At 52.3% G+C, this 18,495-nt stretch carries 21 protein-coding genes; 3 read left to right on the forward strand and 18 right to left on the reverse strand.

Annotation, left to right across the window (positions count from 1 at the left end; genetic code table 11):
* Position 1: 1 nt before the first annotated feature.
* From fliN to fliF, 9 genes are all read right to left on the reverse strand, one after another.
* Positions 2-415 carry a flagellar motor switch protein FliN gene (gene fliN / locus AACU19_RS12605; RefSeq protein WP_001281692.1) on the reverse strand — a complete coding sequence of 138 codons (414 nt, stop codon included), beginning with the start codon at positions 413-415 and terminating at the stop codon, positions 2-4.
* Complete coding sequence (gene fliM, locus AACU19_RS12610) at positions 412-1,416, reverse strand: flagellar motor switch protein FliM (protein WP_024212254.1); 1,005 nt, start codon at positions 1,414-1,416, stop codon at positions 412-414. Before fliM ends, fliN begins: the two co-directional genes overlap by 4 nt.
* A gap of 4 nt (positions 1,417-1,420) precedes the next feature.
* Positions 1,421-1,885, reverse strand: a complete 465-nt coding sequence (gene fliL / locus AACU19_RS12615; RefSeq protein ID WP_072645584.1) for a flagellar basal body-associated protein FliL — start codon at positions 1,883-1,885, stop codon at positions 1,421-1,423.
* A gap of 104 nt (positions 1,886-1,989) precedes the next feature.
* Positions 1,990-3,117 (reverse strand): flagellar hook-length control protein FliK, encoded by a 1,128-nt coding sequence (locus AACU19_RS12620; protein ID WP_105278977.1) that lies wholly within the window; start codon positions 3,115-3,117, stop codon positions 1,990-1,992.
* On the reverse strand, positions 3,114-3,557 hold the full coding sequence (fliJ, locus tag AACU19_RS12625; RefSeq protein ID WP_000807585.1) for a flagellar export protein FliJ: 444 nt from the start codon (positions 3,555-3,557) through the stop codon (positions 3,114-3,116). Before fliJ ends, AACU19_RS12620 begins: the two co-directional genes overlap by 4 nt.
* Before the next feature lie 21 nt (positions 3,558-3,578).
* A complete protein-coding gene (gene fliI, locus AACU19_RS12630; RefSeq protein ID WP_000213273.1) occupies positions 3,579-4,949 on the reverse strand; it encodes a flagellar protein export ATPase FliI in 1,371 nt (456 codons plus the stop codon).
* Positions 4,949-5,635: a flagellar assembly protein FliH gene (gene fliH / locus AACU19_RS12635; protein WP_105278978.1), complete on the reverse strand. Its 687-nt coding sequence runs from the start codon at positions 5,633-5,635 to the stop codon at positions 4,949-4,951. Before fliH ends, fliI begins: the two co-directional genes overlap by 1 nt.
* Positions 5,628-6,623: a flagellar motor switch protein FliG gene (gene fliG / locus AACU19_RS12640; RefSeq protein WP_105278979.1), complete on the reverse strand. Its 996-nt coding sequence runs from the start codon at positions 6,621-6,623 to the stop codon at positions 5,628-5,630. Before fliG ends, fliH begins: the two co-directional genes overlap by 8 nt.
* Positions 6,616-8,274 (reverse strand): flagellar basal-body MS-ring/collar protein FliF, encoded by a 1,659-nt coding sequence (gene fliF / locus AACU19_RS12645; protein WP_000994441.1) that lies wholly within the window; start codon positions 8,272-8,274, stop codon positions 6,616-6,618. Before fliF ends, fliG begins: the two co-directional genes overlap by 8 nt.
* A 214-nt stretch (positions 8,275-8,488) precedes the next feature.
* Here fliF and fliE point away from each other — a divergent pair, with 214 nt between their 5' ends.
* Positions 8,489-8,803, forward strand: a complete 315-nt coding sequence (gene fliE, locus AACU19_RS12650; RefSeq protein ID WP_001274299.1) for a flagellar hook-basal body complex protein FliE — start codon at positions 8,489-8,491, stop codon at positions 8,801-8,803.
* 331 nt (positions 8,804-9,134) lie between these two features.
* Here the strand turns inward: fliE and AACU19_RS23740 are convergent, their stop codons facing one another.
* The 5 genes from AACU19_RS23740 to yedE all read right to left on the reverse strand — a co-directional run bounded on the left by AACU19_RS23740 (position 9,135) and on the right by yedE (position 12,012).
* Entirely contained in the window at positions 9,135-9,191 is a 57-nt protein-coding gene (locus AACU19_RS23740; RefSeq protein ID WP_108990983.1) for a cyclic lactone autoinducer peptide, read from the reverse strand.
* Between the two features lie 18 nt (positions 9,192-9,209).
* On the reverse strand, positions 9,210-9,689 hold the full coding sequence (locus AACU19_RS12655; RefSeq protein WP_038339401.1) for a GNAT family N-acetyltransferase: 480 nt from the start codon (positions 9,687-9,689) through the stop codon (positions 9,210-9,212).
* A gap of 110 nt (positions 9,690-9,799) precedes the next feature.
* Entirely contained in the window at positions 9,800-10,468 is a 669-nt protein-coding gene (locus tag AACU19_RS12660) for an SOS response-associated peptidase (protein ID WP_105278980.1), read from the reverse strand.
* A gap of 108 nt (positions 10,469-10,576) precedes the next feature.
* Positions 10,577-10,810 carry a sulfurtransferase-like selenium metabolism protein YedF gene (gene yedF, locus AACU19_RS12665; RefSeq protein WP_000790504.1) on the reverse strand — a complete coding sequence of 78 codons (234 nt, stop codon included), beginning with the start codon at positions 10,808-10,810 and terminating at the stop codon, positions 10,577-10,579.
* Positions 10,807-12,012, reverse strand: a complete 1,206-nt coding sequence (gene yedE, locus AACU19_RS12670; RefSeq protein WP_000118897.1) for a selenium metabolism membrane protein YedE/FdhT — start codon at positions 12,010-12,012, stop codon at positions 10,807-10,809. The genes yedF and yedE overlap by 4 nt, the downstream gene beginning before the upstream one ends.
* A 186-nt stretch (positions 12,013-12,198) precedes the next feature.
* Between yedE and yedD the strand changes: the two genes are divergently transcribed.
* Complete coding sequence (gene yedD / locus AACU19_RS12675) at positions 12,199-12,612, forward strand: lipoprotein YedD (RefSeq protein ID WP_001354738.1); 414 nt, start codon at positions 12,199-12,201, stop codon at positions 12,610-12,612.
* 33 nt (positions 12,613-12,645) lie between these two features.
* Here the strand turns inward: yedD and amyA are convergent, their stop codons facing one another.
* The 4 genes from amyA to fliD all read right to left on the reverse strand — a co-directional run bounded on the left by amyA (position 12,646) and on the right by fliD (position 16,417).
* A complete protein-coding gene (gene amyA / locus AACU19_RS12680; RefSeq protein WP_096983777.1) occupies positions 12,646-14,133 on the reverse strand; it encodes an alpha-amylase in 1,488 nt (495 codons plus the stop codon).
* 77 nt (positions 14,134-14,210) lie between these two features.
* Entirely contained in the window at positions 14,211-14,576 is a 366-nt protein-coding gene (fliT, locus tag AACU19_RS12685) for a flagella biosynthesis regulatory protein FliT (RefSeq protein ID WP_001015026.1), read from the reverse strand.
* Positions 14,576-14,986, reverse strand: a complete 411-nt coding sequence (gene fliS / locus AACU19_RS12690; protein ID WP_000270663.1) for a flagellar export chaperone FliS — start codon at positions 14,984-14,986, stop codon at positions 14,576-14,578. Before fliS ends, fliT begins: the two co-directional genes overlap by 1 nt.
* A gap of 24 nt (positions 14,987-15,010) precedes the next feature.
* Positions 15,011-16,417: a flagellar filament capping protein FliD gene (fliD, locus tag AACU19_RS12695; RefSeq protein ID WP_000146759.1), complete on the reverse strand. Its 1,407-nt coding sequence runs from the start codon at positions 16,415-16,417 to the stop codon at positions 15,011-15,013.
* Positions 16,418-16,682: 265 nt separating this feature from the next.
* Here fliD and AACU19_RS12700 point away from each other — a divergent pair, with 265 nt between their 5' ends.
* A complete protein-coding gene (locus AACU19_RS12700) occupies positions 16,683-18,389 on the forward strand; it encodes a FliC/FljB family flagellin (protein WP_000079725.1) in 1,707 nt (568 codons plus the stop codon).
* The last annotated feature ends 106 nt before the right edge of the window (positions 18,390-18,495 follow it).

The following is an 18,495-nucleotide window of genomic DNA, read 5'->3' on the forward strand; positions in this document are numbered from 1 at the left end:
GCTAACGGCTCAGGCGGCGCATTCGCTCAGACGGAGTAATGATATCGGTGATCCGCACGCCATATTTATCGGCAACGACCACCACTTCGCCCTGGGCGATTAAATAACCGTTGATCAGAATATCCAGCGGTTCGCCTGCCAGGCCGTCCAGCGCTACGACTGACCCTTGTGTCAGGCGCAACAGCTCTTTGATGGTCATCCGCGTGCGGCCCAGTTCGACGGTCAGTTTAACCGGAATATCCATAATCAGGTCGATATCCTGCAACGTTCCGCTGACATCACCGCCGCCAAATTGCTGGAATACCGCGTCTGCAGCGCTTTTACTGCTGGTTGATTTTTGTTCGCTCAACGCTTCAGCCCACAGATCGTCCATTGCGCCGTTGTTATCATCGGCCGGATTATTCAAGTCACTCATTTGGGCTGTTCCTCGTTCAGAGAATTCAAAATCGGGTTAATCAAATGTTCAATCCGTAACGCATACTGGCCGTTGAGGGTGCCGTACTGGCTGGTCAGCACCGGAACGCCGTCAACATGGGCGATGATGCGATCGGGTTTTTCTATCGGCAGGACGTCGCCGGGTTTCAGTTTTAAAATTTGCGACAGACGCAGCGATATATCGGCAAAGTTAGCGACCAGCTCCAGCTGTGAGTGCTGCACCTGACGCACCAGGTTATCGCGCCAGTTCTGATCTTCATTTCGTGAGTTTTCCAGCGGCGGGTTAACCAACAATTCCCGTAGCGGCTCGATCATGCTGAATGGCAGACAGATATTAAATTCGCCGGTCAGGTTGCCAATCTCCACATGGAACGGTGTGTTAACCACGATGTCGTTCGGCGAGGTGGTGATATTGGTAAATTTCACCTGCATTTCCGAACGCACGTACTCGACATCCAGCGGATTAATTGCCTTCCAGGCGTCGCTATAGCCTTCCAGCGCCAGCTTCAACATACGGTTGATGACGCGCTGTTCAGTATGGGTAAACTCGCGACCTTCCACTTTGGTTGGGAAGCGTCCATCGCCGCCAAACAGGTTATCCACGGCGATAAACACCAGACTCGGCGAGAACACCACCAGCCCTGTGCCGCGTAGCGGTTTCAGGTGGATTAGGTTCAGGTTGGTCGGCACCGGCAGGTTGCGGGCAAATTCATGGTACGGCTGAATGCGGATGGCCCCGACGGTAATGTCCGGGCTACGGCGCAATAGGTTGAACAGCCCCATACGGAAATGGCGGGCAAAACGCTCATTAATGATTTCCAGCGCCTGCAAACGTTCGCGTACAACCCGTCGTTGGGTATTCGGATCGTACGGACGAATGTCACTATCGCTGTTAACACTGGCCGTCGGTTCGTCTTTGACTTCGCTGTCACCATTCAACAGCGCATCAATTTCAGCTTGAGAAAGAATACTATCGCCCATGTCGTTATCGCAGAATAAAAGCGGTATACAGCACGTCGGTGACATCCTGTTTCGGTTGCCCGGCAACAAGCGGGGTGGAAAGTGTGGCTTTAATCTCAGCAATCAGGCTTTTCTTGCCTTTTTCTGTCGCCAGTACGGCAGCATCCTGACGCGAAAACAGTAACAGCAAACGGCTACGGACTTCCGGCAAATACTCACTTAGCCGCGAGCGGGTAGCTTCATCTTTTAGCCGCAGAGTTATGCCGATATAAAGTACGCGATCCGCATCACCCAAATTGACCGTAAAGGTATCCAGCGCATAGAAGACCGGGGAGGGCACGACGCGCTGCTGCGCTTTGTCGTCAGCGGCAACCTGATGCGAATGCCAGTAGCTGTAACCTGCGCTGGCACAGGCCGCGAGGGTAATGAATACCAGAATCGGGATCCAAAGCGATCGCTTGCTTTTCTTGCTTATCGCGTAATCAGTCATGTGTTGCGGTCTTCCTGTGTCGCTACTGCTTATCGGCTAATTATCCTGCGTCTTGAACGCAACAAAGCGGGGAAAAGACGCGGATTACGGTGCTACCTCTGACGTTAGGCGAAAATATCAACGCCACTGTTGCCTGTTACGCGCCCTTGTAAAGAGACGGGAACGGGTAGCGTATCGTCGTCTTCACCCGCCAGAGGTTCATGATTTGCTGTGCGCTGGCTTTGCTGATGCTGTGAAGCGGCCTGTTGCTGACCACTAAAGCTTTCGCCACTGATGTTGCTTTGCCCTAACTGAATGCCACTTTCTGCCAGCTGCGTACGCAGTACCGGTAGCGCAGCTTCCAGCGCGGCGCGTACGTGCTGATGCGGTGACACCATCTGGATTTGCGCCTGGCTATCATCCACTTTGAGGGAGATTTGTACTTCACCTAAATCCTGCGGGTGCAGACGCAACTCTGCACTTTGTTGCCCCTGGCGGGTAAACAGCGAAATATGCTGGCTTAATGATTGTTGCCATTCGTGAGAACCCAGCGGCGCACTCAAAACAGGTGCTGCGACGGTGGGCATCGGCTGTGTCTGGTGCGGAGTGATGAGCGGGCTGACGGCAGCGGTCACCGGCGAAGGTGTGCTGATGACTTCCGCTTTACTCTGGGCATCTGCTACCAGCGGTGTTACTGGCTGAGCTTGCGCGTCAGGGGCGTCATCAGGCTGTGCGGTTGTGAATTGCGCCGTAGTCAGTTTTGTGTAGAGAGTTGGTTTCTCTGTCGGTAACACGGTTGACGGCGCATCAGCCACTTTGGGCGTATTGTCAAAACCCGGCAACATCGCAAAAAGGGCGCTCAGGCTTGCGGTGACGTCTTCATTAAGCTCATCTGCTTTTTCGTCTTTTGTCGTATTTTTGTCAGCCACCGCAGCCAACGTCATCGTCTGAGCGGTGGTTAACGGTGTTGATGTGGATTGTTCGTCGTTGATGACAGGCGGTATTTCATCCTCAGGGATCAGTAAATCCGCTTGTTGCACATCGGAAAGAATATCGCTAACCAGCGGCTCACCTTTTGTTGTGGGTTTATCTGTTGCCACCAGCAACTGAGGGGCCGCTTTGTCGGTTGTTGTTTCACCTGCTATTGCTCCACTCAACAATGCGAGAAAATCTTGTGCAGCATCGCTGGCTTTACCGCCGGGCAATATGGCGGTGTCAACGTCAGCGGTAATCACGGGCGCTAAGCGAATCATTCGGGTTTCCTCATGGTGGCACGTTGGGCGAACTCATCCATCTTTTTCTGATCGAGACGGTTTTCTGCAAGCAGTGCCGCCGTGGATTGCCGTTCCTGCAGTGTCTGCCAGGCCTGCAAACGTTGTTTCTTTTCTCGCCAGCTGTTCAGGGCAATGTCTACTTTCTGCGTCCACTGATTAAGTTGCTGGCGATGCTGAGTAATGGCTTTTTCCAGCGTCTGGATAAACTGCTGATAGTTGATCCAGCGGTTACTGGTCATCCCGGCACTCATATCGCTGTTGAGGTTATTGCGATATTCATTCTGATAATCGATCAGCATTTTGAGTTGTTCCTCTGCCTGCTGGCATCCGCGACGCATTTCACCCAGCAGGCGCGCGGCATCTTCTACCTCTTTTTCTGCCAGATCTTTCAGGGTCGCCAGCGCGCCATGTTCTGCCATCTGCCGTTATCTCCTGCGTTTTCACACTGTCGGGAATATGCGCTCCAGCCCCTGGAGAGACTCTTCCCAGTCCGCGCGTTCAAAAATGCCTTGTTGCAAATAGCCCTCCAGCTGCGGCCACAGAGCGATGGCTTTATCGAGCATTGGATCGCTGCCTTTGGCATACGCGCCGACGCTAACCAGATCGCGGTTACGCTGAAAACTCGACAACAGCTGTTTGAAGGTGCGCACTCGCGCGTAATGTTGCTCGCTGATCAACGCCGTCATTGCACGGCTGATCGACGCTTCAATATCAATCGCCGGATAGTGTCCGGCTTCCGCCAGACGACGAGAAAGTACAATGTGACCGTCGAGGATCGCCCGTGCGGAGTCGGCAATCGGGTCCTGCTGGTCATCGCCTTCGGTGAGCACGGTATAAAACGCCGTAATTGAGCCGCCGCCGCTGATACCGTTACCGGCACGCTCGACCAGCGCCGGTAATTTGGCGAATACCGACGGTGGATAACCTTTGGTGGCAGGCGGTTCGCCAATTGCCAGCGCAATCTCACGTTGGGCCATCGCGTAGCGGGTGAGGGAGTCCATAATCAGCAACACATGCTGACCACGATCGCGAAAATCTTCGGCAATGCGCGTGGCATAGGCGGCACCTTGCATTCGCAGGAGCGGAGAAACATCCGCTGGAGCGGCAATCACCACGGAGCGTGCACGCCCTTCGGCACCGAGGATATTCTCAATAAAATCTTTTACTTCGCGCCCACGTTCACCAATCAAACCCACGACAATGACATCGGCGCGGGTGTAACGTGCCATCATCCCCAGCAGCACACTTTTACCGACACCAGAACCAGCAAATAGCCCCATACGCTGCCCGCGCCCAACGGTAAGCAGGGCATTGATTGGGCGCACGCCCGTGTCCAGCACATGTTCAATCGGTGTACGTTGCAAAGGGTTAAAAGGCGGGGTGATCAGCGCACCTGTTTCGGTCGTATCGGGGGAGGGAAGGCCATCAAGCGGTTTACCGCTGCCATCCAGAACGCGACCTAATAACGCCGGACCGAGTGGCAACTGCTTGCCGCTTTGCAGCCCTTCAGCCGAAATGTGTTTGGCATAAACGCGCGCGCCGGGCAGGACACCTTCCACTTCTTCCAGCGGCATTAAAAACAGCCGTTGACCGTTAAAGCCAACCACTTCGCTTTCTACTTCATGCGTTTCCGACCCGTTCTGGCGCTCAATCACACAGGTTGCGCCGAGCGGCAATTGTAATCCGGTAGCCTCCAGCACCAGCCCGGTGGCGCGGGTTAATCGCCCGTAGCGACGTACCGCAGGCAACTGCGCCATTTTGGCTTCGAAGTTATCCAGCGTGGTTAGCCAGCGAGTCAGGCGCGTGGTCATTACACCACTCCTGGTGCTGCCAGACGGCAGAGTTCTTGCCAGCGAGTAGCGACGCTGGCATCGAGATCGCCTTCATCGGCGGAGACTTTGCAGCCGCCTGGATGGAGCGTGGGATCGCCCCGCAAGCGCCAGCCATGCAAACTTAAGGTTGCGCCCAGCATATCATCAACACGTTGCAGATCATCCGGGTGCACGCGCAGTTGCGGTTTGCCGCTGAATAACGGTTCTTGCTGCAATAACTGTTGGATCTGTTTGATCAGCGCCGAGTTGTCCACCGTTGGCGTTTGACCGATGACCTGGCGCGCCGCCTCCAGCGCCATCTGCATCAGGCGCGAAGCAATCACACTATCAAGTGCATCAAGGGTAGTTTGAAATTCGCTGACCAGTTGCTGCATCCGGGCATGAATTGGCGCTTGCTGGGATTTTGCCTGTGCCAGCCCTTGTTCCAGCCCCTGGGCCAGACCTTCCTGATAGCCTTGCTCATGGCCTTGTTGGCGACCTTCGGCAATCCCCGCCTGATAACCTTGCTCATGGGCCTGCATTTGCAGTTGTGCCAGTTGCTGCTCAAGGCTGGGTTCAGTCTCTTCAATGATGGTTTCTTCTGGCTCGGCCATTGGCACAAACTCTGCCTGTGATGGCGCGAGATCGTCTGGCGTCCAGGTTTTCCACGGCAAATTATCAGACATAGGTATCCTCGCCGCTACCAATCACCATCTCGCCAGTTTCGGCAAGGCGGCGCACAATCAGCAGAATCGCTTTCTGTTCGTTTTCCACCTGCGACAGACGCACCGGACCACGGTTGGCGAGATCGTCGCGCAGAATATCGGCGGCACGCTGCGACATATTGCGCAGGAACTTCTCGCGCAGTGGTTGCTCGGCCCCTTTCAGCGCGATCAGCAACGATTCGGAATCCACTTCCTGCAACAGACGCTGGATGCTGCGATCGTCGACATCCACCAGATTTTCGAACAGGAACATCTCGTCGATAATTTTTTGCGCCAGTTCGCCGTCGAATTCACGCACGGCAGAAATAACCGCTTCTTCCTGCTGAGTTTTCATCAGGTTGATAATTTCGGCTGCTGTTCTCACGCCGCCCATTTTGCTGCGCTTGAGATTCTGACCGTCGAGCAGACCATTCAGTACTTCGGTCAGTTCCGCCAGCGCGGCTGGCTGCACGCCGCCAAAGGTGGCGATACGCAACATCACGTCGTGGCGCAGACGTTCATCGAACAACGCCAGAATATCGGCGGCTTGCGCACGCTTCAGATGCACCAGAATGGTGGCGATAATCTGCGGATGCTCATCGCGAATCAGATCGGCGGCGCTCTGCGGCTCCATAAAGTTGAGCGTTTCAATACCGCTGGCGGTATCGCGGGTTTCGAGAATATCTTCCAGTAGGCTGGCGGCACGTTCTTCACCGAGGGCTTTGACCAGCACCGAACGCAGATAATCGTTGGCGTTGATATTCAGTGCGGCAAACTGTTCAGCTTCTTGCTCAAACTCCGCCAGCACATCGGTTAGCTGCTTGTTGGAGATCTGCGTGACGTTCGCCATTGCTGCACTCAGGGTTTGCACTTCGCGCTGGGAGAGGTGCTTGAACACCTCTGCCGCCCGGTCTTCGCCAATGGTCATCAGCAGGATGACGCTTTTATCGGTGCCTGTCAGGTTACTCATGATCGTTATTTATCCACTGGCGAATGACCAGCGCCACCACGCGCGGATCGTTATCAGACATTTCACGGATACGCTGGCTCATGACCTCTGCCCCCAGACGTTGGTTCGCGCGTCGTTGTTGGAGTTGTTCATCTTTGCTCAGGCGGACTTCCACCGCATCTTCCACTTCCTCGCGGGCCTGCGCCTGTTGCTGCACAGCTTTCATCGCCTCAGCGCGACGAGTTAGCTGTGGACGTACCGCTTTACGCCACAGTAGCCACGCCACCAGCAGTACCAGCAACCAGCGTCCGGCGCTCAGCAACTGATCGATAAATACCTGTTGTTGCCAGAACGGCAGTTCTCCACCGCTTTCGTCGCTGCTATTGAACGGCGAGTTAACGACATTGAGTGAGTCACCGCGTTTTTCAGAAAAGCCCATCGCCTCGCGGGTCAGATCTTCAATTTGCTTCATCTGTTCGTTGCTGAGAGGCAACGGTTTGCCATCTGGCAAGGTTTTGTAATTCACCACTACCGCGACTGACAGACGTTGCACATCGCCCACGTTCATTTTGGTATGACGAATGGTGCGATCGACCTCGTAGTTACTGGTTTCATTACGCTGTGTGCTACGCGGCCCATTATTGCTGGTAGTACTTGCCTGCTGCTGGCGATTATTTTGATTTGCCGGAGGCGTGCTGATCGGCGCGTTATTTGCGGGTGCTGGTTGATTCGACAACGCACCCGGTACGCCGCCTGGATAACCGGAACCGCTTTGCTCGCTCTCATTAAGCTGGCGTGAGCGGAGCGCCGCCTGAGATTTATCACCGTTAGGGCGATACTGCTCTTCGGTTTGCTCCTTACTGGCGAAGTCCAGTTGCGCCGTAACCTGGGCGTGAATATTGCCGTTGCCGACAATAGGCGACAGGATCGCTTCAATACGCCGCTGAATTCGGCCTTCGACATCACTGGCATATTTCAACTGAGCATCATTAAGATCGCGCCCGCTGGTGTTGGATTGGGTTAACAGATGTCCGCCCTGATCCACCAACGTGACGTTCCCCGGAGGCAGACCAGCCACCGCGCTGGAAACCAGATGCACAATGGCGCTAATTTGCCCTTCATCGAGTGCGCGGCCGGGTAACAGATTTACCGTCACTGATGCAGAAGGGGATTTTTGTTCACGGACGAATAAAGACGGTTTTGGCATTGCCAGATGTACGCGCGCCCCTTTTACCGGGCCGATAGTTTCGATGGTACGAGAAAGCTCGCCTTCCAGCGCCCGCTGATAATTCACCTGTTCGCTGAACTGGCTGATACCAAACTTTTCCTGATCGAGCAGTTCGAAACCGACCGCGCCGCCTTTGGGCAAACCTTGTTGCGCCAGGCGCAGGCGCAGTTCGTGAACTTTATCTGCCGGAACTTCAATCGCGCCGCTGGCTTCGCTGAAGCGGTAAGGAATATTCATTTGCGTCAGTTGGCTGACAATTGCGCCACCATCCTGATCGGAAAGATTGCTGAATAATGTGCGGTAGTCGGGGGCTTTCGCCCACAGGATCAGTGCGACCATGACCGCCACTGCCGCGGAACCGGCAACAATCAATGGAATTTTCGGATTCGCACGCAGGCGATTAAGCCACTCAAGAGATTTTGTCTGGGCTGCAGTCGCATTCATCGCGCACCTCGTGGCTGATTATGGACGGCGTTATTGGCAAAGTGGAACAAGACTCACTCCCGGGTCAGCAAACTCGAAAAATTGACGCTCTCATTATTTGTGCTTTCGTTTTTTTCTATCCGCCAATAAACCCGTTTTTTTGTTGCTATTTAGCGCCTTTGTCTTATTGACTTACTGGTAGGCTTTGCTACCAGAAATTATCCGGGAGATGAAAATGTCAGCGATACAGGGGATTGAAGGGGTTATTAGCCAGTTACAGGCTACGGCGATGAGTGCGCGTGCGCAGGAATCACTGCCGCAACCGACCATTAGTTTTGCCGGGCAGCTGCACGCCGCGCTCGATCGCATAAGCGATACACAAACCGCCGCCCGCACGCAGGCAGAAAAATTCACCCTCGGCGAACCCGGCGTGGCGTTAAACGATGTGATGACCGATATGCAAAAAGCCTCAGTTTCAATGCAAATGGGGATTCAGGTGCGTAATAAGTTGGTGGCGGCGTATCAGGAAGTGATGAGCATGCAGGTGTAGGTTGTGTAACCTGTTGTTGATTACATCCGATCTCACCGCGTGGGGCATGGATGGGGCAAACACACTCAATTTCTGGTTTAAAATGGAAACCTGATTCTGAAAGTTTTCTGCCATCCACGATCTGTAAACGCGATAACCCCCCTGAACATCAGAGTGTCTCCTTTAACACGCATCACCAGGTCGGTTGTTGTTACGACCACAGACGCAATAGTAACGTTTGGATAATTTAATCTTTGTTGATGTTTTTATTCATATTCCGGGCTAGGGAAATAATCAGGCGTGATTGTGTCACTGGAATAGAGGTTTCTTGTGGCGTATGTGGAAGGGGCGTCTAGAGACAAGGCGTTTCCGGCTGGTGATAAATAAAGGCGCAGCACGTCGAATGCAAGAATGTGCTGCGTCTGGCTCATGGCAATTCATTATTTTCGCATAGCGTCAATGACAAAAATCGACTGAGTGGATCAAGTTGATAATCAGCAAACGGTTCGCAATCAACGAAACCATGCTTCAAATAAAGTTGATGGCAGGCCGTAAATCCAGCCTGTGTACCCGTTTCTAAGCTCAGGCGATGAAGGCATCTGTCATGGGCGACCTGCAAAATGTGGCGTAAAATCAGACTGGCGACACCCCGACGTAAATAATTTGGCGCGGTACGCATTGATTTCAGTTCGCCATGTTTATCATCCAGCAACTTCAGCGCACCAATTCCTGCGAGTTGTTCGCCTTCCCATACTGACCAGAATGTCACTGTCGGGTTACGTAATTTTTGCACATCTAAAGCATGACTGCTTTCGGGGGGAGACTGCTGCAGCATGCCGGAAATATGGTAAGCCACTAATGCTTGCACTGCTGGATGGGTGAGATCATCTGTTTTAATCGTGAACATGACGATTCCGTATTGGTGTTATTTTTGCAATATGCCAACAGGTAATGAAATCTTTGTCTAATAGAGATTTCTTATGACGCAGTATTGTTGAACAATAATCTCCAGGCTTATCAAACAGGGTGAATTATCTTCGCGCCCTGGTTTTTGACATTACCCACCGCGCGCGATACCGGGTGCCAGGTGAACTGGTTTGCTGGAACACAGCCACTGGCAGCAATTTCAGAGGCTTCTTTACCGCTAATCTCTTGCCGCATCCATTCCCGCGCAGCTTCTGGCGACAGTACCAGCGGGCGGCGGTCATGAATATCCACCAGCCCCTGGTCTGCCGCTGCAGTGACAATCAAAAATCCTTCGGCCTCGTCACCGCGCTCAAACGGTGTGCTACCTATCGCGGCTATAAAAACAGGTTGTCCATCAGCGCGATAGATAAAATAAGGCTGTTTTTTGTCGCCTTCTTTTTTCCACTCAAACCAGCCATCGGCAAAACAGATTGCCCGACCATGTTGCCAGAGCGGTTTAAACATGCGACTGGTTGCGGCAGTTTCTACGCGGGCGTTAATCAGCGGCGGTTTATCCCACCATCCGGGAGCATATCCCCAGAAAACCGGATCGAGATGAAGGTGTTCATCACGTTCACTGAGCAGAAGAACTTTGGTTCCCGGTGCGACGTTGTAGCTGCCAATGGGCTCGGGATCGTAGGGAATATCGCGTTCTATATCTTCCGCGAGAAGTGCAAGGTAATCTTCACGCGTTTGGGATTGGGCAAAGCGTCCACACATAGAAACCTCCTGAGATCACCCTGAAAAGAATAGGAGAGGAGGCGGGTAAAATCTATGTGATACAGAGGTAACGATGTTCCCGCTGTGGGACACAGCGGGAAGGAGGGATTACTTCTGAATTAAATAACGAATGGTCGGCCCGTCTTGCTGAATATCCAGCACCGTATAGCCGTGATTACGCGCATCCAGTGGAATATTATTGATCGACTGCGGACAGTCGCTCACCACTTCCAGGATCTCACCTTTTTTTAACTGCGGCATCGCCTCAAGGGTTGCAACTGCCGGATAAGGGCAGGGTTCACCCACCATATCAAGGCGGTAATCAGGAACGATATTTTTCATGCGATCTCCTTAGCTGTCTGCGGTGCCGCACGGCGGAAGAAGCGTTTTTCCCAGCCGATAATCAACATCAGCGCAGCAAACAGCAGCAAATATGTCACCAGCAGGCCACCCATCGGGCCAAAGGTTTTCAGTAGGTTGATTTTGTCCCAGTCGGTGGCCAGCGCCGGAGCGAAATCATCCCAGTAATACGCCAGAATCGTTGAGCCGATCACATTGCCCAGACCGACCCACCAGTAGTGCACCTGGCCTTCTACCGCGCGGTACATCCAGCCGGTTTCGCAGCCGCCTGCCAGCACGATGCCAAAACCAAACAGTAAACCACCGATTACCGCGTTCGGCCCCGCCCACATGATTTTGGGTTCAACGCCTAACTGGACGTAACTGAAGATCCCGATGGCACTTACCGCCATACCGATAATGATTGCTTTCGCCATGTGGGTACGTCCGGTGATCCACATATCGCGGAACGCCGAAGTAAAGCAGATTTGCGCACGTTCAATCAGTAAACCAAAGCCGACGCCAAACAGCATTGCCAGCCCCAGTTTTGGTTGGTTCATCGCCGTCAGCAGCGCCCAGCCCAGCATGCCGAAAAAGACCAGCATCCCGAGACGAAAACGACGCCGCGCCTGATCCGGTTTTTGCGTCAGCGGTGAGGCGGCAGAAACTTTCTGCATTTTCACGGGAATACGGAAGATGGGCAGCAGGGTAAAGCGCGCGCCAAACCATGAACCAATGGCAGTGGCGATGGCAAAGAACCAGGCATGCAGCGAGAACTGAGGAATGCCGGTAAAGAACGCCGCCAGGTTACAGCCCATTGCCAGACGCGCGCCAAAACCGGCGATAATGCCGCCAATGATGGCCTGCATAATGCGGATACGGCTGCGCGGCATGCGCAGTTTGACATTGTTGGCCCACAGCGCTGCAGCAAAGCAGCCGCCAAACATACCGAGGATCATCATGCCGTCGATGCGGGTTAATGGCGATCCTTCCAGATGAATAATTTTAAAATAACCCCACTCTTCAGCATGGACGCCAAACAGCTGCAAAAGCTGACCGCCCCAACGGGTAAATTCACCCGTGACTGCCCAAAAGGTGCCAGTGATGCCAAAATAGTAAGTGGAGAGAATACCCGCCGCGATGACCGCGGGGATGGGCGCCCAGAATTTAATCAACCAGGCGTGTTTGAATTGCTGCCATGACATGAATGTAGCCTCTGAACTCAGAAGGTTTGAAACAAGAGTCGCGAATCATACATCAAACAAATTTATTTTCGGGGTAATAATTCACAAAAATAATAGTTAGATCAAATTTCTCTCTGAACCTGGAAAGGCTGGCGACATCAGGGCTTTAATGCCACAATCCTCTTTTCTTCTCATGCAGGACGAATGATGAAAAAACTCGCAATTGCAGGCGCGCTCATGTTGCTGGCGGGCTGTGCCGAAGTCGAAAACTATAACAATGTCGTTAAAACCCCCGCGCCGGACTGGCTGGCGGGCTACTGGCAGACCAAAGGGCCGCAAAGTGCGCTGGTCAGTCCGGAAGCGATAGGCAGCCTGATTGTCACTAAAGAGGGCGATACCCTGGATTGCCGTCAGTGGCAGCGGGTGATTGCTGTGCCGGGTAAGTTGACATTGATGTCTGATGATCTCACTAACGTTACCGTAAAACGTGAGCTGTACGAGGTTGAGCGTGAAGGTAACACCATTGAGTACGATGGAATGACGATGGAGCGTGTGGATCGCCCGACGGCAGAGTGTGCCGCTGCGCTGGATAAAGCGCCGTTACCGACGCCATTGCCGTAATGAAATCTCCCCGGCTTGCCGCCGGGGATGAATTTAAATCACCTCTTCGATAACCCACACGCTGACGCTGCCGCCGTTGCAAAAGAAGGTCGCTTCGCCGTTTTCGTCGGTTACTACACTTTCTTGCCGGTTCCCCAGAAAATCACGCCAGGTTTTATTGCCGTAATTCTCTCCTAAATGAATGGTTTTTTCGCCATCATCTCCGTTCGACATGACCACCACGCAGCCGGGATATTCGTCGGTGCCACTGCGGCTAAAGGCAATGCAGTTCGGATGGTCGAAAAATAACGTCTGTACACCGTGGGCGAAACGCTGACGGGCGAGAATTAACTCATCAAGCTGTTCGATTATTGGCATATCTATCGGATAGGTTTGCCCGTCACCGCCGACATCTTCGTAATGCGCGCCATAGAGGTCAGGATAGAACACCGAAGGAACGCCATTTTCCCGCAACAAAATTAAGGCATACGCCAGCGGTTTAAACCACGGTTCGACCGGCGCTTCGAGGGCTTGCAACGGTTGGGTGTCGTGGTTGGCAACGAGGGTTACGGCGTGAAAAGGATCGGCTTCCACCAGCGTCCCAGTGAAAATCTGCGTCATGTCGTAGCCGCGTCCCATGCGCGATGCTTCATGGAATTTCATCTGCAGCGGCGCATCGAACAGCATGGTTTTGCCTTCCACCTGATCAATATACGTTTGCAGCTTATCAACTTCATGCGACCAGTACTCCGCCACAATAAACAGCGGCTTTGGCGCAACTTCTTGTACGTGTTCGATCCACTCTTTATAAAACCACGCCGGAATATGTTTGACCGCATCAAGACGAAAACCGTCGCATTGCGTTTGTTCCATCACCCAGCGCGCCCAGTATTTAATCTCTTCCGTCACGGCATGATTGCGGAAATCGATATTCTCACCCATCAGGTAATCGAAATTACCGAGTTCATCATCAACCTGATCGTTCCAGCCTTCGCCGGTGTAGTCGTTAACAATTTTAAAAATGCCATCTTCATCAGGATTTTCGATATGGTCGATACCGCTAAAACATTTGAAATCCCAGATAAACTGCGAGTATTGCCCGGCACGGGCGGGGAAGGTGTAACGCGTCCAGCCTTCGCATTCAATGATTTCTTCATCAATTTGCGTACGGTCGTCAGCATTAACGCGCTGCACGCGAATAGCTTCTTTTTCATCCGCGCCCATTTTGTGATTGACTACCACGTCCAGCAGCACCGCAATGTCATTACGTTTCAGAGCGTCAATGGCGGCCAGCAGTTGTGCTTTATCGCCATATTTAGTAGGGATGCTGCCTTTCTGATCAAACTCGCCTAAATCAAATAAATCATAGGAGTCGTAGCCGACCGAATACCCGCCCGATGCGCCTTTATAGGCGGGCGGCAACCAGACCATATTGATACCAATATCATTAAAACCGTCGGCGCGCTCGGCCAGTTCAGGCCAGAGCTTACCGCCTTCCGGGTAATACCAGTGAAAACATTGTAACAGCGTGGGATTACGCATTCTTCGACTCCATTCAAGGGGAACATTAGAAGCGTAGCCGTAATCGGATTATTCGCGAGCCATCGGCTCGTTAAGATTCAAAAGAGGTTATCCTGCGGAGCCAGCACAAAGCCGCCCTGATCGCCATAGGCACTTAACACCGATTTTTGCACCGATGACTGACCGACCAGTTTCGCCAGTTCATCCATCCGAATCTGCAATAACTGCTTTACCCTGCTTTCGTTGTCGAGAATCAGGCGCAGCATCGGGCGGAGTTGCTCCTGCATCGTGGTGGACGGATCAATCTCTTCAGTCAGATGTGCAATCTCCTGCACCGCATTCACATACGCCATTTCGCTGGCGATGAGTTCGTCCCATTGTTCTTCCGTTGCCAGGCGTAACATGAGCTGGCTTTTTTCGACGAGTTGTTGCCAGGCGAAATACAAATGCGGTGCATGGTTCATCAGACTGGGTCCTGAATCAAAGAAGGGGAGAGTAACGACTCTTTCCAGGCATCGGCAATATTACGCATTAATGCTTCCACTTCTTCGACTGCGGAGACATCGTTGCGTAAATTGGCTTGCAGCAAGCGCCTGACCATATAGCTATAAAGAGCAATCAAGTTTTGGGTTAGTTCGTCTTTGCTCTCTTCATCAAGACTCACCCGCAGCCCGTTCTCAATGATGTTGATCGCTTTTGACAAAGAGACGCCTTTGCCTTGCTGATTGTTGTCCTGCATAAACAGGCGCGCTCTAACCAGTGCGCTCAGCACTCCATCAAATAGCATGGTGACCAGCTGTTGCTGGCTGGCGCTCATTACGGCGCTTTCGACGCCAATTTGTGCATAGGCCTGGGTGCCTTTTGCCGCGTACATGACCTGTCTCCCGATGAATATTGATTACTTGGAATTACTGTTGTTTTCGAACTGCTGCGTTAAGTAGCTGCTGGTGCTGTTTAACGAGGTCATTAAAACGTCCAGTTGGGTAAATTGTTCTTTGTAGCGAGCGACCTGCGCATCAATGCGATCGCTGGCGGCGTTGTAGTCTTTAGTTAACTTATTCAGGGTCTTACTAACGCCATCGGTAGCGGCTTTAATAATGCCCGTTGTCGAAAGCCAACTGGTCAGGTTGCTGCCGATGGTGGTCGTGATGCCGGTTTTTTTACCATCGCCAACAATCAATGCACCTACGCCGCTGGCATCTTTTTTCAATGCAGCGGTGAGTTTGTCGGCATCCAGTTCCAGTTTGCCATCGCTGGGATCGGTCGTGATACCAATCTGCGCCAACGTTTTATAGTTGGAAGAACTAACGGTATTACTCAGCATCGATTTCAACTGCGTCTGAATCGTCCGCAACGTGGAGTCGCCGAGCAGTGCGCCATTGCTAGAACTCTGGCTATCAGCTCCCGCATCTACGGCGGTGTATTTGGTCAGGCTGCTGAAGGTATCTATTAGCGAGTTATAGGCATTCACCCAGTCTTTAATCGCCGTTTGCGCTTTGGAGGTGTCCTGAGTGATGGTTAGCGTCTGGTTGCCCGTGGTGACATCGTTCAGGTTCAGGGTGATGTTTTCCAGCGCGTCGCTGATAGTGTTGCTGCTGTTCTCGATGGCGACGTTGTTGACCGTCAGCTGCGCATTCTGGGCGGCGACCGAGACCTCCATACCGTTGCTGCTGGCACTGGCGTCATAGCCCATAAAACTTTGTAGCGCATCATCACCGCTGACCGAGAGTGTCATCGCATTATCAAGGCCGGTGTCATTTGATGTGACTGACAGACGATATTCACCGTTACCCACGTTAATGATGCTTGCGCTTACGCCTGCTTTTGCGTTGTTGATGGCATCACGGATCCCGCTTAACGATGAGTTAGCCGCGCTGATATCAATGGTAATCGGATCTTTGTCGCCGCCTTGTTGAATGGTGAGTTTGCTGTCGCTAGTGGCGATCGCCGTTTTCGTATCGTCTCTGGTGGTGCGCGTGGTCAGGGTTTGCGCCTGCGCCAGATGGCTGACGCTGATGGTGTATTTCCCGGCGATGGCGTTACCCGCGGTGGTGGCACTGAACGCGGTGGTGCTGCTGGTAGTGCTGGTGGCGGAAAAAAGATCGGCTTTAGACAATGCAGTATTGGCGGTCTGGAAAGTCGTCAACGCGCTTTTCAGCGTACCGTAGGCGCTAAGTTTAGCGGTAAACGACGATTGCTGATTTGAAATAGGGGTTAGCGTCGCTTTTTGCGCGGCGGTGAGGCTATCGAGGATTGAACTTAAATCCAGACCTGACCCGACTCCCAGCGATGAAATACTTGCCATGCGATTTCCTTTTATCTTTCGACACGTAAAACGAATACCGGGGTTATCGGCCTGAATTGCGCAAAGTTTACGTTTAATTGTTTTTTTTAATAGCGGGAATAAGGGGCAGAGAAAAGAGTATTTCGGCGACTAACAAAAAATGGCTGTTTGTGAAAAAAATTCTAAAGGTTGTTTTACGACAGACGATAACAGGGTTGACGGCGATTGAGCCGACGGGTGGAAACCCAATACGTAATCAACGACTTGCAATATAGGATAACGAATCATGGCACAAGTCATTAATACCAACAGCCTCTCGCTGATCACTCAAAATAATATCAACAAGAACCAGTCTGCGCTGTCGAGTTCTATCGAGCGTCTGTCTTCTGGCTTGCGTATTAACAGCGCGAAGGATGACGCCGCAGGTCAGGCGATTGCTAACCGTTTTACTTCTAACATTAAAGGCCTGACTCAGGCCGCACGTAACGCTAACGACGGTATCTCCGTTGCGCAGACCACTGAAGGCGCGCTGTCCGAAATCAACAACAACTTACAGCGTATTCGTGAACTGACGGTTCAGGCCACTACAGGGACTAACTCCGATTCTGACCTGGACTCCATCCAGGACGAAATCAAATCCCGTCTCGACGAAATTGACCGCGTATCCGGCCAGACCCAGTTCAACGGCGTGAACGTACTGGCAAAAGACGGTTCGATGAAAATTCAGGTTGGTGCGAATGACGGCCAGACTATCACTATTGATCTGAAGAAAATTGACTCTGATACGCTGGGGCTGAATGGGTTTAACGTTAACGGCAAAGGTACTATTGCGAACAAAGCTGCTACAGTCAGCGATCTGACCGCTGCTGGTGCAACGGGAACAGGTCCTTATGCTGTGACCACAAACAATACAGCTCTCAGCGCTAGCGATGCACTGTCTCGCCTGAAAACCGGAGATACAGTTACTACTACTGGCTCGAGTGCTGCGACCTATACTTATGATGCGGCTAAAGGGAACTTCACCACTCAAGCAACAGTTGCAGATGGTGATGTTGTTAACTTTGCAAATACTCTGAAACCAGCGGCTGGCACTACTGCATCAGGTGTTTATACTCGTAGTACTGGTGATGTGAAGTTTGATGTAGATGCTAATGGCGATGTGACCATCGGTGGTAAAGCCGCGTACCTGGACGCCACTGGTAACCTATCTACAAACAACGCCGGCATTGCATCTTCAGCGAAATTGTCCGATCTGTTTGCTAGCGGTAGTACTTTAGCGACAACTGGTTCTATCCAGCTGTCTGGCACAACTTATAACTTTGGTGCTGCGGCAACTTCTGGCGTTACCTACACCAAAACGGTAAGTGCTGATACTGTTCTGAGCACAGTACAGAGTGCTGCAACGGCTAACACAGCAGTTACTGGTGCGACAATTAAGTATAATACAGGTATTCAGTCTGCAACTGCGTCTTTCGGTGGTGCGAATACTAATGGTGCTGGTAATTCGAATGACACCTATACTGATGCAGACAAAGAGCTCACCACAACCGCATCTTACACTATCAACTACAACGTCGATAAGGATACCGGTACAGTAACTGTAGCTTCAAATGGCGCAGGTGCAACTGGTAAATTTGCAGCTACTGTTGGGGCACAGGCTTATGTTAACTCTACAGGTAAACTGACCACTGAAACCACCAGTGCAGGCACTGCAACCAAAGATCCTCTGGCTGCCCTGGACGACGCTATCAGCTCCATCGACAAATTCCGTTCATCCCTGGGTGCTATCCAGAACCGTCTGGATTCTGCGGTGACTAACCTGAACAACACCACTACCAACCTGTCTGAAGCGCAGTCCCGTATTCAGGACGCCGACTATGCGACCGAAGTGTCCAACATGTCGAAAGCGCAGATCATCCAGCAGGCCGGTAACTCCGTGCTGGCAAAAGCTAACCAGGTACCGCAGCAGGTTCTGTCTCTGCTGCAGGGTTAATCGTCGTAACCTGATTAACTGAGACTGACGGCAACGCCAAATTGCCTGATGCGCTGCGCTTATCAGGCCTACAAGGTGAATTGCAATTTATTGAATTTGCACATTT

Origin of the sequence: Escherichia sp. MOD1-EC4550 (genome assembly GCF_963876935.1) — a bacterium.
Taxonomy (GTDB): domain Bacteria; phylum Pseudomonadota; class Gammaproteobacteria; order Enterobacterales; family Enterobacteriaceae; genus Escherichia; species Escherichia coli_F.

Coding starts and splice junctions, on each gene's coding strand:
- AACU19_RS12655 (WP_038339401.1), bottom strand. CDS start 9,689: ATGTTCACGATTAAAACAGATGATCTCACCCATCCAGCAGTGCAAGCA.
- amyA (WP_096983777.1), bottom strand. CDS start 14,133: ATGCGTAATCCCACGCTGTTACAATGTTTTCACTGGTATTACCCGGAA.
- fliH (WP_105278978.1), bottom strand. CDS start 5,635: ATGTCTGATAATTTGCCGTGGAAAACCTGGACGCCAGACGATCTCGCG.
- AACU19_RS12700 (WP_000079725.1), top strand. CDS start 16,683: ATGGCACAAGTCATTAATACCAACAGCCTCTCGCTGATCACTCAAAAT.
- fliG (WP_105278979.1), bottom strand. CDS start 6,623: ATGAGTAACCTGACAGGCACCGATAAAAGCGTCATCCTGCTGATGACC.
- yedD (WP_001354738.1), top strand. CDS start 12,199: ATGAAAAAACTCGCAATTGCAGGCGCGCTCATGTTGCTGGCGGGCTGT.
- fliI (WP_000213273.1), bottom strand. CDS start 4,949: ATGACCACGCGCCTGACTCGCTGGCTAACCACGCTGGATAACTTCGAA.
- AACU19_RS12660 (WP_105278980.1), bottom strand. CDS start 10,468: ATGTGTGGACGCTTTGCCCAATCCCAAACGCGTGAAGATTACCTTGCA.
- fliE (WP_001274299.1), top strand. CDS start 8,489: ATGTCAGCGATACAGGGGATTGAAGGGGTTATTAGCCAGTTACAGGCT.
- fliJ (WP_000807585.1), bottom strand. CDS start 3,557: ATGGCAGAACATGGCGCGCTGGCGACCCTGAAAGATCTGGCAGAAAAA.
- yedE (WP_000118897.1), bottom strand. CDS start 12,012: ATGTCATGGCAGCAATTCAAACACGCCTGGTTGATTAAATTCTGGGCG.
- yedF (WP_000790504.1), bottom strand. CDS start 10,810: ATGAAAAATATCGTTCCTGATTACCGCCTTGATATGGTGGGTGAACCC.
- fliL (WP_072645584.1), bottom strand. CDS start 1,885: ATGACTGATTACGCGATAAGCAAGAAAAGCAAGCGATCGCTTTGGATC.
- fliS (WP_000270663.1), bottom strand. CDS start 14,986: ATGTACGCGGCAAAAGGCACCCAGGCCTATGCACAAATTGGCGTCGAA.
- AACU19_RS12620 (WP_105278977.1), bottom strand. CDS start 3,117: ATGATTCGCTTAGCGCCCGTGATTACCGCTGACGTTGACACCGCCATA.
- fliM (WP_024212254.1), bottom strand. CDS start 1,416: ATGGGCGATAGTATTCTTTCTCAAGCTGAAATTGATGCGCTGTTGAAT.
- fliT (WP_001015026.1), bottom strand. CDS start 14,576: ATGAACCATGCACCGCATTTGTATTTCGCCTGGCAACAACTCGTCGAA.
- fliF (WP_000994441.1), bottom strand. CDS start 8,274: ATGAATGCGACTGCAGCCCAGACAAAATCTCTTGAGTGGCTTAATCGC.
- fliD (WP_000146759.1), bottom strand. CDS start 16,417: ATGGCAAGTATTTCATCGCTGGGAGTCGGGTCAGGTCTGGATTTAAGT.
- fliN (WP_001281692.1), bottom strand. CDS start 415: ATGAGTGACTTGAATAATCCGGCCGATGATAACAACGGCGCAATGGAC.